This is a genomic window from Streptomyces massasporeus (assembly GCF_014648995.1).
Taxonomy (GTDB): domain Bacteria; phylum Actinomycetota; class Actinomycetes; order Streptomycetales; family Streptomycetaceae; genus Streptomyces; species Streptomyces massasporeus.
The window spans coordinates 448542-461862 of the sequence record NZ_BMSE01000001.1; the positions used below are offsets into that span (position 1 = coordinate 448542).

Annotated in this window: 11 protein-coding genes and 1 pseudogene; 2 read left to right on the forward strand and 10 right to left on the reverse strand. The window is 70.3% G+C overall.

The annotated features are described in order from the left end of the window. Positions 1-8: 8 nt before the first annotated feature. A complete protein-coding gene (locus IE153_RS02130; RefSeq protein ID WP_189587887.1) occupies positions 9-1208 on the forward strand; it encodes a threonine aldolase family protein in 1200 nt (399 codons plus the stop codon). A 144-nt stretch (positions 1209-1352) separates the two neighbouring features. Here IE153_RS02130 and IE153_RS02135 read toward each other — a convergent pair. Next, a pseudogene (locus IE153_RS02135) lies at positions 1353-2456 on the reverse strand (DEAD/DEAH box helicase); the annotation flags it as partial. A 56-nt stretch (positions 2457-2512) separates the two neighbouring features. Between IE153_RS02135 and IE153_RS02140 the strand changes: the two are divergent. Beyond that, positions 2513-3895, forward strand: a complete 1383-nt coding sequence (locus IE153_RS02140; protein WP_189587889.1) for a serine/threonine-protein kinase — start codon at positions 2513-2515, stop codon at positions 3893-3895. Positions 3896-3954: 59 nt separating this feature from the next. On the opposite strand, the gene IE153_RS02145 is transcribed toward IE153_RS02140, so the two are convergent. The 9 genes from IE153_RS02145 to IE153_RS02185 form a co-directional block, all read right to left on the reverse strand. Then, on the reverse strand, positions 3955-4818 hold the full coding sequence (locus IE153_RS02145; RefSeq protein WP_189587891.1) for a nucleotidyltransferase family protein: 864 nt from the start codon (positions 4816-4818) through the stop codon (positions 3955-3957). Positions 4819-4897: 79 nt separating this feature from the next. Further along, on the reverse strand, positions 4898-5521 hold the full coding sequence (locus IE153_RS02150) for a hypothetical protein (protein ID WP_189587892.1): 624 nt from the start codon (positions 5519-5521) through the stop codon (positions 4898-4900). Positions 5522-5818: 297 nt separating this feature from the next. Next, on the reverse strand, positions 5819-7012 hold the full coding sequence (locus tag IE153_RS02155; protein ID WP_189587893.1) for a nucleotide disphospho-sugar-binding domain-containing protein: 1194 nt from the start codon (positions 7010-7012) through the stop codon (positions 5819-5821). A 62-nt stretch (positions 7013-7074) separates the two neighbouring features. Further along, positions 7075-8277, reverse strand: coding sequence for a class I SAM-dependent methyltransferase (locus IE153_RS02160; RefSeq protein WP_189587895.1), 1203 nt, complete (start codon positions 8275-8277; stop codon positions 7075-7077). Beyond that, the gene (locus IE153_RS02165) at positions 8274-9071 is read right to left on the reverse strand and encodes a TylF/MycF/NovP-related O-methyltransferase (RefSeq protein WP_189587897.1); all 798 of its coding nucleotides are present in this window, start codon (positions 9069-9071) and stop codon (positions 8274-8276) included. The genes IE153_RS02160 and IE153_RS02165 overlap by 4 nt, the downstream gene beginning before the upstream one ends. A gap of 43 nt (positions 9072-9114) precedes the next feature. Further along, complete coding sequence (locus IE153_RS02170; RefSeq protein ID WP_189587899.1) at positions 9115-10302, reverse strand: class I SAM-dependent methyltransferase; 1188 nt, start codon at positions 10300-10302, stop codon at positions 9115-9117. Between the two features lie 70 nt (positions 10303-10372). Continuing rightward, positions 10373-10939, reverse strand: coding sequence for a tunicamycin resistance protein (locus IE153_RS02175; RefSeq protein WP_189587901.1), 567 nt, complete (start codon positions 10937-10939; stop codon positions 10373-10375). Between the two features lie 18 nt (positions 10940-10957). After that, positions 10958-12163: a class I SAM-dependent methyltransferase gene (locus tag IE153_RS02180; protein ID WP_189587903.1), complete on the reverse strand. Its 1206-nt coding sequence runs from the start codon at positions 12161-12163 to the stop codon at positions 10958-10960. 89 nt (positions 12164-12252) lie between these two features. Then, on the reverse strand, positions 12253-13278 hold the full coding sequence (locus tag IE153_RS02185; protein WP_189587905.1) for a zinc-binding dehydrogenase: 1026 nt from the start codon (positions 13276-13278) through the stop codon (positions 12253-12255). Positions 13279-13321: the final 43 nt, after the last annotated feature.

The window sequence follows — 13321 nt, forward strand, 5'->3', positions numbered from 1 at the left end:
AGCGCACCATGACCGTACAGCGACGACACGACCCGGACGAGCGCGGCTTCGCCAGCGACAACTACGCGGGTGTGCACCCGGAGATCCTTGCGGCGATCGCCCTGGCCAATGGCGGCCACCAGGTCAGCTACGGCGCCGACGTCTACACCGAGCGCCTCCAGGAAGTGGTGCGCGGCCACTTCGGCCCCACCGCGCACGCGTACCCGGTCTTCAACGGCACCGGCGCGAACGTGGTCGCGCTCCAGACCATGCTCGACCGCTGGGACGCCGTGGTCTGCGCCGAGTCGGCCCACATCAACGTCGACGAGGGCGGGGCGCCCGAGAAGGTCGCCGGGATCAAGCTCCTGACGGTGCCCGCATGGGACGGCAAGCTCACCCCTGAGCTGATTGACCGTCAGGCATGGGGTTTCGAGGACGAGCACCGGGCCCGGCCCAGGGTCGTCTCGATCGCCCAGTCCACCGAACTCGGCACCTGCTACACGCCGGACGAGATCCGTGCGATCTGCGACCACGCGCACGACCTCGGCATGCTCGTCTACCTGGACGGCGCCCGGCTCGCCAACGCCGCCGCCACCCTCGGCGTGTCCCTGCGCGAGATGACCACCGACGCCGGCGTGGACGTCCTCTCGCTCGGCGGCACCAAGAACGGGCTGCTCTTCGGCGAGGCGGTGATCGTGCTCAACGAGGACGCGGTGCGCGGCATGGCCCACCTGCGCAAGACGAGCATGCAGCTGGGCTCCAAGATGCGTTTCATGTCGGTGCAGTTCGAGGCGCTGCTCGGCGGCGACCTCTGGCTGCGCTCGGCGGCCCGCTCCAACGCGATGACCCAGCGGCTGTACGATGCGGTGCGCGACCTGCCGGGTCTGGAGATCGCCCGCCCGGTGCAGGCCAACCAGATCTTCGCCGTCCTGCCGCCGGCCGTCACCGAGCGTCTCCAGAAGCGTTTCCGCTTCTACACCTGGGACGAGCAGGCCGGCGAGGTCCGCTGGATGACCTCCTTCGACACCACCGAGGGCGACGTGGACGCGTTCGCGGCCGCGATCGCGGAGGAGCTGGCGGCGGAGCGAGGCCAAGGGCCGGCGGGCGCGCTGACCGTGGCCGAGCGCGAGGAACTGGTGCGACTGCGCCGGAAGGTCCGCGAGATGGAAGAGACGATCGAAGCGCTGGGGAAGGAGCCTGACCCCTCCGCGAACCGCGAGTCGAAGTAGGGGGCGGCGGAAGCCCGGGAGGTCGGGCGAGCGTCCTGACCCCCGGGCGGGAGAAGCTCGAAGAGGCCGTCCGGTCCGAGGGCCCACTGCTCGAACATGTGGTCCGACAGTCCGCTGCATCGCGATGCACTGCGAGATGCGGCTTCAGCCGACCAGACGCACAGGCTCGGACAACACCGCGCGAGCACTCTCGAAGTCGGCCAGCCGGGCCGCGACCGTGGCGACTGCGAGACGTTCCGGGAGAGCGGCAGAGAACTTCAGTCCGCGTACGGCCCGGTGGTCCACATCGGGTAGCACCAGGCTCTCGCCGACACTCTCGCGAGCCGCGCGCCAGTCGGCCGGGGTGGAATCTTCGCGCAGGCGCAGCCAGCAGTCGGTGGGGCGTTGCAAAGGGTCTGTGACCGACTGAAGAGTTGCCCCGAGGGTGGCGTTGGCGCGATACCCGGCCCAGGTCCACCAGCGCACGTCGTTGCCGACGCGCGTGATCAGTGTGCCGCCCGGGTACACGGTGTCGGAGGCGTCGCTCTCGCGCTGTTCGGCCAGGCATGCCTCGGCACGCCGGGTGAGCGAAACGGGCGGATCCGCACCGAGCCGCACCTCACGCATGGCGCGGGTGAGGGCATAGGACAGCCCGGCGATGCCGCCGTTCATCCACTTGGCGATGCCGCCGCCGTCCGCGGGTTCGACGAAGACGCGTTTACGCAGCCAGTCGATGTAGGTCACCTGCCAGCTGCGTCCGCCGCGCAGCAGACGCCGGGGCCCGGGACGTTCCTCGGTGAGCACACTCGGGTCGGTGCGGCCGATCTCCGTGCGTCCGGACAGCACGGTGAACTGGGGTGGTGCGGTGAAGGACGCGGTGAGTTCGGTGAAGTGCCGCCTGCCGAAGCGGCGTTCGGCCTCGGGACCGACGAACAGCAAGCCGCCGTCGTCGTCGAGGAAGCCCTCCTCGGTGAGGTGGCGCAGGATGGGGGCGGCGGAGCGGTCGAACGGGGCGAGTCCGTTCCACTGCCGGTCCCACAACTGGTCGCCGAGCTTGTGCTGTTGAAGGGTGACGGCGAGGAGCTGCTGGGCGACGAGGTGGCGCGGCTCGGACGGCGGGAGGACCGGTTCGACCCAGCCGCGCGACCACAGCAGCAGGCCGACGGCTTGCAGGAGTGTGTCCTTGCGGGTGGTGAGGAACAGGCAGTTGCGCACGGTGCCGGAGCGTCGGCCGGTGCGGCTGATGCGCTGCGGGAAGGAGGCGACGGAAGTACCGCCAGGGCACCGCGGGTCCGGCGGGTGACGTGTTCGCGTGGGGGGCGCTCGTGGCCTATGCGGCCACCGGCCGACTGCCGTTCGGCGCCGGTGCGCCCGATGTGGTGGCCTTCCGCGTGATGTCGGGCGAGGCCGACCTGGACGGTGTCCCGGGGCTCCTGCGCCGGATCGTGGAGAAGGCGCTGGCCCAGGGCCCGGGTGAGCGTCCGTCAGCCGCCGAGGCCGCCCGAGAGTGCGCGGTGCTCTTGGCGTCTCAGGTCACTCGGGCGGCGAGCGCCGATGCGTTACCGGCGACGGCCGCGGACCTGATCACGGCCGCGTGGGAGGTGCCGGCCGCTGAGGACGCCGCCTGGCAGCTGCCGTCGGACAGGAGTCGATCCCGGAAGCGGCTGGTGGCCGCCGTCGCCCTCGCGGCAGGCGTCATCGGCGGCCTGGCCGGAGGAGTGGCGGCGCTGCTGCCCGGTGACACCGGGGGCGGCCGTCACACCCCCTCGTCCGCGGCCTCGGCGTCGCCGCTGGCCTCGGCCGGACCCGGGCAGGCTTCGGCGAACACCGCACAAGGGGACGAGAAGGCCGAGCGGCCGGCCGGGAGCGGCGGCTCGGCGAGCGTGGCGAGCTGGAACCAGGCGCGGGCGGCACAGGGCGCAGGGGAGCACGACGTGGCACGCGCGGTCCTGCACGACCAGGGTGTCGAGGCGCAGCACCTCGGCGACGGCGCCGACTTCACTCCGGAGACCGTACGGTTCCACGCGTCGCGCAGGGAGGTCTACCTGTCGTACCGGCTGACCTCCGACGAGCAGGGGACGCTGTACGCGGAGACGGAGATCGCCAGGTCGATGTGCCTGACGCTGCGGGACGTCGTCCTCCGGCTGCACCCGGACCTGTCGTACCGCACGTACGTCATGGTGAAGGAGGAGCAGGGCCGGGATGCGCGGGTGACCTGGCAGGACGACTTCGTCACCGATACCGGATGCCGGTCGGCCGCCGACAACGGCACGGGGCGGGACGGGGACGGTTCGCAGGACTGGCAACCCGACGAGGACGGTCTCGGGCAGGCGATGGTCCCCAGCACCGACGGGGCGGAGATCCGGGTCGCAGACGGCACCGCCAGAAAGATCATCACGGGTACCAACGCGATGCGTCGGACGCTCGGCACCGATCGGGTGCTCGGCCACACGCACATCAAAGTGGGCTTCGACCCCGACGACTCGGTGATGTACGTCTGGTCGGAGTACCTGCGGTGGAACGAGAAGCAGATCGAGTCCTGGGCCGCTCTGGCCGCCGGCGAGGCATGCCGGGCTCTGGTGAGCGAACGGGAGAGCGCGGGAAGCGCCTGGCCGTACTCTCGCTACGCCGTGGCGGAGATCGGCGCGTCCGGCTACCTGATGATCCGTTGGGGTACGGCCGGCACGCGGGCCGAATGCCCAGCGTGAATGAGGATCCGGACCATGACCCAAGTCGGCCCTCGGCCCTGTCCCGCTGAGCCTGGTGGCTACGGGGAGTCCTCGGCGGGCAGCGCAAGTGCGGCGTCGATGGCGGTGTCCAGGAAGGCAAGGGTGTCGCGGCGGCGAGCGAACGGGTTGCGGTAGCTCGAACGGCCTTCAGCACCGCGGGTGCGCAGCCACAGGCTCTCGGCGATGATGCGTTCCCAGGCCGGGCCGAAGACCCTCTGCGCATACTGGCCGGCGCCGCGTTTGGACGTCATCGTTCCGGTGGCGAGGACGTGGTGCAGTCGGCTCACTCCGAGAACCGCCCACACCGGGAACCACTCGGTGAGCCCGATGGCGAGGGAGAGGGGGCTCGGCCGCTTCTTCTGCTGCAGCCACGGCTGCCAGTAGGTGCGAAGGTTGTCCACGGTGTACGCCCGCAGGGCCTTCGGATCGGCCCACACGTCCGTGTCGGCCGGCTGGGGGCCGCGCACGGTGATCCCGTGCCAGGCGAGCTCGCAGAAGGTCACCGGGTTGACGCCGGACCGTCCGGCCGGGGTGAACCGGCTCTCCTGCGCGAACGGGACGTCGGGACAGGCCTCCGGCCCGGCGGCGAGGTCGGCCCGGGTGAACACCACACCGTCGAAGTGCGGCCGGGGAAAGCGGGCCACGGTGCGGCTGTGTGCCTCGGCCACCGCCGTCATGTCCTGAGACCCCGGCTCGACGCGGCGGTCGGTCACGGCGACGAAGTCGATGTCACTCGCCGTACTCAGTCGGCCCCGGGCGGCCCCGGGGGGATGGAAGTCGCCTAACGCCACCGAGCCGACCAGGTAGAAACCGGTGACCAGACCCGGTGCCAGTTCGTCCACGCTCGTCAGGAAGGTCTGTACGCTCCGGGTGACCTCAACCGGAAGAATGTCGTCACGCATGCCGGGCAGTTTACCGACGCCCCCCCCGTCGCACTCGGCCTCAACTCGTGGGACATGACGCGATGATCGGGGCTCCGGATCACTCGTCTTCGGGCGTCCGGTCTCGTGCCGTGGGTTCGATCTCCGGTACCGTGCCGCCGCCGTGGGCGAGCTCGCCCCGGCGGGTGAGCGTGTGCTCGAGCTGCCTCGCCAGGCGAGGAACACTGTTCGCCGGCAGGTAGGCCTCCGCTCCGGCGTCGAGCATCCGCCGGACGGGGCCGTGGTAGCTGACCCCGAGTTCGTCGTCCTCGATCTCGGTGACGACCACCCGGGCCGAGGGGAACGCGGACCGGAGACTTCCGATCAGTTGGGGACTGACCGGCGGCACCAGCAGTACGTCGGCCGTCGCCGGCGCGGCGTGGATGTCGAGGACGATGTAGTCCGGGCCGAGTTGGTCGGACAGGGACACCCGGGCCGACTCCGACAGCTTCATCGCGGTCACGACCACGGTCATGCCCCCGGGGCCGGTCCGCGTGGCCTCGGTGGCCTCGTACGGCCGGGTGGGAGTGATGAGGGCACCGAGGGTGCTGGTGACCCTGGCGATCGCCTCGCCGTCCCGCGTGATGACCAGGTTCTGGCCGGGACCGAGGGCTTCGACGAGTGCCGCGACGTCCTCCGGGAGGCGGCCCACGTCGATGGCCCGCGGAGGTCGTTCGGCGGTCATCCGGTGGCGGCGGAGCGTGGGGCAGCGGCCTGCCGCGCACTGCTCGTCCGGGCCGTGCCGGCCGGGTGGCGTCCCAGCTCCCGCGCGCGGCGCCGGGACGTTTGGAGGTGCCCGGAGGCCTGCCGGTGGCGCCCTGCCGGACGTCCCGGCGTGATGAGTGCGGCGGAGTGGATCGGCAGCATCGTCACAGTGACCGATCCTCCCACACCGCCCCGAGGGCGGCCGGGAACCGGGGCGTGCGGGACGCGGCCCGGTCACCGGCCGGCCGAAGCGGAACAGGCGACCGCGGTCGCGGCACTACGACGTCCTCCTCGCCAGTTCGACCAGCCTGGGCACCACCTCGGCGGGCGAGGGCATGGCGTGCAGCTCGGCCCGGACCTGCGCCGCGGCTTCGGCCGGCCCCGGGTCGGTGAGCAGACGGGTCATCAGCCCGGTGTCCACCGCGCCGTCCGCCGCCAGGCCGCATCCTCGCCCGACCACCGCATCGGCGTTGATGAACTGGTCCGCGCTCTGCGGAAGGATCAGTTGCGGGATCCCGGCGTCCAGCGAAGCCATCGTGCTTCCGGACCCACCGTGGTGGATGATCGCCGAGCAGGTCGGCAACAGCTGGTTGAGCGGCACGTACCCGGCCGGCCGCACATTCTCCGGAAGCTCGCCGAGCTGCGCCGGATCGACGTCGTCGCCGATGGCGAGCACGAACTCGGCGTCCACGTTCTTGGCCACGTCCGCGACCCAGGACAGCGGGCCGAGCTCACCGTGCCACTGCACCACCTCGGACCCCAGGGTGAGTGCCACCCGGGGACGGTCCGGCCGTGTCCGCAGCCAGTCGGCCAGCACCCCGCCACCGTTGAACGGCACGTACCGCATCGGCCAGTCGGCGGTCACCCCGCCCCGCATGCTCGGCGGAGTGATGGACAGGGAGATCCGCCGCTCGGGCAGCCCGGCCACGCCGTGCCCGCGGTAAGCCCGGTCCATGGCCTCGCGCAGCACGGGAGCGATCCCGTCGTTGCGGCTGAAGCCGAAGGGCTGCTCGACGGCGGGCACGCCGAGCCGGGCCGCGGCCAGCTGTCCGGCTCCTTCCAGGGGTGTGTGCACGACCAGTTCCGGCCGCCACTGCTCGGCGACGGCCAGCACCTTGGTGCTCATGGCCATGGAGAGGGGACCGTACATGGGAGCGACGGTCTCCAGGCCACCGCCACCGCGCGCCAGCTCCTTGCCGACTTGCCGGGACCAGTCCGGCCTCCCGGCCACGCCCCTGCCTTCCCGCTTCATCCAGGCGCTGATCCCGAGGGCGAAGGCCTTGGTCGCCCGGTCGACACTCAGGACCTCCACCACCGGCAGGCCGGCCTGGGCCACCGCCCTGACGTGACCCTGCGTGCGGCCGGCGGTGGCGACCAGTACCTCGTGTCCGGCCGCGCGCAGTGCCCAGGCCAGCGAGACGACCGGGAACATGTGCCCCAGGCCGGGGGACGTCGTGAACAACACACGCATGGCTCACCTCGTTCGTCGGAAAGGTGGCTGATACGCCGAGAAGGCCGACGGCCGGTCGCCGGTCACGCACGACGACGGGGCGGATGCCTGAGCCAGGCGGGGCCGCCGCCCTCCGCGTTCAGGCCTTTCTCCACAAAGACGATGTTGTGGTAGAAGTGCAGACCCTTGATGTGCCGGTCGAACGCACCGGGTGGCCGCGCACCTGAGTCCAGGATCTCCTCGTGGTTCAGGCCGTCGACGAGGGACTTCAGGAACCCGACACTGGTCGCCGGGCCGTCGAGCGCCTCGCTGTTCCCGCCGAACCGCGGCCAGTAGGAGGTCTGCAGGTCCTCGATCACATACAGGCCGCCGTCCCGCACGTACGGGAACAGCGTGGCGAAGGACGTCAGCACGTGCTCGCTGCGATGGCTGCCGTCGTCGATGACGATGTCCAGGGGCCCCGTTTCCTCGACCACCCTGTGCAGTTCGACGGGGTTCGACTGATCGGCGCGCAGGACGGTGATCCGCTGCTCGGACAACGCCCGCTTGTCGGCGATGTCCATCCCGTAGACCAGGGCGCGCGGGAAGTACCGCTTCCACATCCGCAGGGAGCCGCCGCCCTTGTCCGGGGCGCCATAGCCGGTGGTGCCCCCGCTGAGGCCCCCGACGCCGATCTCCAGAACGGTCAGCGGCCGGTCGCGCAGCGGCTCGAAGTGGTGCTGATAGTGCGGGGTGTAGCGGTGGATCCCCCACTTGTCCGAACCATGACGGCTGGCCAGTTCGGTCAGGCCGATCTGATCGCGGTCGTCCATGGTCGCGAGCAACCGCTGTGTCACCCAGAACGCCCTCGGCGGCTGCACGAACGCCTGCGGGGTCCCTGATCCGCGCAACTCCAGCCGCCTGGTCGCCGCCGCCCCATCGCCACGTGGCCCGAACACCGCCCGCACCGCCTCGCACAGGTCCTGCTCGATGCGTGCGTGCGGCTCCCGCGTTTCACCCGGTTCGCACGTCACACCGGCCGAGCCGGCCTTCACGAGATGGGCGATCCTCTTCGCCCCGTGCGTGAACCACAGTTGAACCACGATCTCCTCGTCGAGTTCGACAGGCGGCAGGTCCACTCTGCCCACGATCTCGTCCACCAGGATCTCGGCGACCCTCTCGGGGCCAGAGGACTCGACGACCGAGGCGATCTCCTCGTCTCGGCAGCCGGCCGCCGAGATCACCCTGGCGATGGTGTTCTCAGCCGAGGACACCACTCCCCGCGGGCTGCGCAGCACCCCGGTCATCCGGATGTCCTGCGCCAGAAGACACCGGTCCAGTCGATCTTCTCGATCGGCTCCGTTATCCCGTGCGCCTCACGGAAGTGTTCGACGGCCTTGCGGCAGCCTTCCAGGGAGTAGTCGTCGATGATGCAGAAACCCCCGACGGACAGTTTCGGGTACAGGTTCTCCAAGGACTCCAGCGTCGACTGGTACATGTCGCCGTCCAGCCGCAGAACGGACAACCGCTCGACCGGGGCCTGCGGCAGCGTGTCCGCGAAGTACCCCACGAGGAACCGGACCTGACGGTCCAGCAGCCCGTAGGCCGTGAACCGGGACTTCACCTCGTCCAGGCTGATGGCGATCGGGTATCCGAAGCCGTCGAGGATCTCCCGGGCGACGGGGCTGTCGTAGACGGAGTCGTCCGGATACCGGCCGGTGTCCGGCTCGGGGAACCCGGCGAACGAGTCGGCCACCCACACCGTGCGATCGGTGACACCCCAGGCCTTGAGGATGCCGCGCATGAAGACGCAGCATCCGCCTCGCCACACGCCCGCTTCGAGCAGGTCTCCCGGCACCTGCTGCCGCAGCACGGTCTCCACACAGTGGCGGACGTTGTCCAGGCGTGGCCATCCGATCATGGTGTCGGCGTCCTGGTGCGCGAACCTGCCCCGCTCTATCTGTTCCATCGTGCGCGACTTGGTCAGCGGCGGGCCCAGGAAGATCCGCCGGCCGTCGTATCGGGTCAGGCAGCGTTTCAGCAGGTCGAGGTAGGCGTCCTTCGCGTTTCCGTGGACGGTCCCGGTTTCGGCGGTCGTCATGAGAGTTCCCTGGGGTCGATGGAGTCCGGGGCGGTGCCGGTGGTCAGTACCTCGGGGTGCGGGGCACCCATGTGGGCACTCCTCCCTCGGCGTTGCTGCCCTTCTCCAGGAAGGCGAGGTTGTGGTAGACGTGCACGCCGACCACGTTCCGCTCCAGGTAGGTCGGCGGCTGCTCGGCCGTGCGAGGCTGCTCCTCGTACTGGATGCCCTCCACGATGTCCTTGAGCATTCCGACCGAGGTCGTCCCGTCCACGGGGACCCGGTCCTGACCGCCGTAACCCGGGCAGTACGACGTCCACAGATCCTCGATCACGTAGAGGCCCCCGGCGCGCAGCCTCGGGAAGAGCGTCTCCAGTGAGGTTCGGACGTGGCCGTTCACGTGGCTGCCGTCGTCGATGACGATGTCGAAGGGGCCGTACTTCTCCTCGACCTCGATGAGCTCCTGCGGGTCGTTCTGGTCCGCGCGCACCGTGGTGATGCGCTGCTCGTCGACCGCGGACTTGTCGAAGATGTCGACGCCGAACACGAGGCCACGCGGAAAGTAGCGTTTCCACATGCGCAACGACTCGCCGCCGAGCGTGGCGCTGCCGTAGCCGCCGATGCCGATCTCCAGGATCCGCACCGGCAGTTCGCGGAACTCACGCAGGTGGCGCTCGTACAGTCCGGTGAACCAGTGCAGTCCGCCCCACTTGTCGGTGCGGTACCGTCTGGCCAGTTCGCTGAGGTCCGGGTGGTGCTGCGACAGCCCGGACAGCACGGTTCCGGCGGCATCCATGCCCTGGTAGACGGTCTCGAGCGGGGGCATGCGCCGTCCGCCGGCGGCCGCCGGGAGGAACGACGAGGCGTAGGTGCCGGCCGGCCTCGGCCAGGTGGGCCCGAACAGCACACGGACCAGGTCGTGCAGGTCGTAGTCGAGACGCAGGGAGATGTCGCCCTTTGTTTCCGCGGCCGGCTCCACGGTGCCGTCGGCTCGGACACTCAGCAACCGCTCCTGAGTCAGGCCGTCGTGGTGCACCCCGATGAGCACGGTGCCGATCTCCGGCGCCTCGGGGCCCTGCCGGAACGCCGAGCCGGCGGCGTTGGTGTTCGCCCGGAACACGACCTCGTCGATCAGGACCGAGGTGAGTTCGTCCAGCGGAAGGTTCTTCGTGATCTCGACCAGGCCACGATCGTCCCCGCCCGCGGTGACGATCAACTGCTCCAGGAGCCCGATGTCTTTCCCTACGGTCAACTTCAACAACTCCCTGGTGGGTTCGTCCTTCAGCAGGGCTCGCGCGTGTCCGGCGGCGAGGCCGGGCTCCTCACGGATGCCGGTCCCCTCCGGTGCGCCCTCCTGCTTCGGCGAGGATGCGTTCGGCCAGTTGCCGAGGACTCGCGTCGTCGGTGGGCAGGATGACGGTGTCCGCGCCCAGTCGCCTCTCGGTGGTCATCGCGCCGTCGATCTGGGCGAGGCGCCAGGCCCTCACCTCGGCGTCCCGCTCGGGATGGTCCGGCCAGACGACCTGGTGAGTGATGCGGTCGGAGAGGGTCTGCCGGGTGGCCGACAGCCAGACGTGCAGGACCTCGTCCGTGCTCTTGTGGATGAGGTCGAAGATCTCCCGCCGGTAGTCGTCGTTCACGACGGTCATCGGCACGAGGAGAAGATGCGACGGGTAGTGCCGTGCGATCGACGCACACGTCTGCCCCACGACATCGCGCCAGCACGCGAGGTCCTGGAAGTCCCCGGACGCCGGCAGCGGCACCCATGTGCGCAGGTGAAACCCGACCTCCTCGGGGTCGAAGACGATGACCTCGTCGACGGCCCGTGTCAGTTCGTCGGTGACACTCGACTTGCCCGCCCCGAAGGGGCCGTTGATCCACACCAGCACGTGTCTCTCCGTTCTCGGTCACAGGGTCGATCGGGGGCGGTGCGAGGGGCAGCACCACTCGACGGCCTCGTACTGGTGCACCACCACGCCGACTTCTCCCGGCCACTTCGTCTCGAGGTCCCCCATCGACGCCGCATCCGCCAGTTCCAGGCAGACGGACGCAGCCGTCTGCTCGCCGACGCCGGAGAACGAGGGATAGCTCGCGTTGACCAGGCCCTGGAGCCAGTTGCGCAGGGTCCGCCTCTCGTTCCACCGCGCGAGCCGGATGCTGCGGTGCGCGAAGCCGCGTCCGGTCAGCCACGTGTGCAGGCGTTGCCGCTGTCCCTTGGTCCAGTACGGGAAGACCCCGCCGGAGAGCTTCGCCAGCCGTGCGGTGATGTCCTCCTGAAGGCGGCTGATCCCGGGAGCCGGCGCGGTTTCCAGCTCGATGCGGTAGAACTGGCCGCCCAGGGCCAGCAGGCGTTCGATCTCGGTGGCGGCCAGCAACGGCTCCGTGCAGAAGTCGATGCTCTCGTGCTCGACGACCGCGTCGAACGACCCGGTCTCGAACGGCATCGCCATCATGTCCCCGTGCCGCACGTCCAGGCCGTCGCGGCGTCCCGCGGAGATCATCGCGGCCGATGCCTCGATCCCCACGTAGGAGCAGGCGAAGGGGGCGATGTTGCGTCCCACCCTCCCGGTGCCGGTGCCCAGTTCCAGGACGCGGCGTGTCCCGAGGAGCTCCTTGGCGAATTCTCGCAGTACCTCGTTGAACCGCTCGGTCACCCGCCGCGCCGGATCGTACCGGCGTGCCAGCTCCGGTCCGTAGAGCGCACCGTCGACAGCCGACGCTCCGCCGGGTCGCCCCGGTGTGATCTCGACGCCGGTGAGGTGACGCTGGTTGGCGTCGAACCAGCCGACGCACTCCAGGGCCGCACGGACGGTCATCCGGTCGCGCCGCGCGTACGCGGTCAGCTCCGAGGGCAGGCCGCCGAAGGCGAGGGTGCAGCCGTCCCCCGCGCCGCGCAGCCGCACGTAGGCGCACGCGTCCATCAGCGCCGCCGACTCGTCCGTGGTGATCAGGTCGTTCATCCGGACGGTGGACGAGTACCGGGCCGCGATGTCGGCGACCGGAGGCAGGACCTTCTCGGCCAGTGTTTCCAGAGCCGCGACCCGCCAGGGCGGAACGTAGTGGAATCGGTTGTCGCACGGTGGAAGGACGGTGACGTCCCCCGCCTCGCGCACGAGATCAATCGCGGTGTTCGTCCGGGCAGCGCGTTTCGACCTGTCAGGGATCACTGGCATCACCTTCTCGAAAAGGCCGGCTCCACCCATCAGGGGATCCAGACGGAGAGCCGCCGAGCCGCCTCGGAGCGGGATTCCTGGCCGTCCTCGGACCAGGTGAGGACGAGGTTGCCTCGCACGTCGCCGTCGGCGAGCCGCTTGAGTGCCGCGCGCGCCTCCTGGATCGGCAGCACGTCGTCCACCAGCGGCCTGATGCCGGTGGTGCGCATGAATGTCACCATGCGCCGGTATTCCTCCCGTGTACCGCTGAAGGACCCGACGACGTTGATCTGGTGGAAGTAGACGCGGTGCAGCCGGGCGGGCGGCACATCTCCCGTCGTGGCACCGGCGACCACCACCGTGCCGCCGTGCCGGACGCTGCGCAGCGAGTGCGTCCAGGTCTCCTTGCCGACGCTGTCGATGACCGCGTCGACCGGTTCGGGCAGCGTGGCGCCCGGTTCGAAGACGTCGCTCGCTCCCAGACGGCGGGCCAGGTCCCGCTTGTCGGCGGAGCGGCCGGTGACCCAGGTGCGCAGGCCTCCTGCCGCGGCCAGGCTGATCAGCGCGGTGGACAGTCCGCCCGCCGCGCCCTGGACGAGCACGGTGTCTCCGGGGCGCAGCGCCGCCTTCGTGTACAGCATCCGGTAGGCGGGCAGCCAGGTGCACACCAGGCACGCGGCCTCCTCCCAGGACAGATGGTCCGGGACCGGCAGCAGGCTCTCGGGGGGTGCGGCGAAGTACTCGGCCAGTGTGCCGGGCCGGGCACCGACCAGCTGGGCCGCGGGCATCACCAGCGTCTCGTCGCTCATGCCCGGTGGGGAATCCAGCAGCGGGTACAGCACCACCCTCGCGCCGTCCGGCCCTTCCCCCGCCGCCTCGCAGCCGAGGATGCGCGGGTACTGGTCGCGGTTGATCCCGACGCCGCGCAGGGTCCACAGGTCCTTGTGGTTCAGGGACGCCGCCCGGACCCGGACCCGCACCCAGCCCTGAGGCACCTCGGGATCGGGGCGGTGTCCGACAACAACGGCGGACAGCGGGTCGTCCGGATCGGGGGTGGTCGCGAACACTGCTTTCATGAGTCGTCGTCCTCGGGCTGCCGGATGGCGTTCCCACGCATGT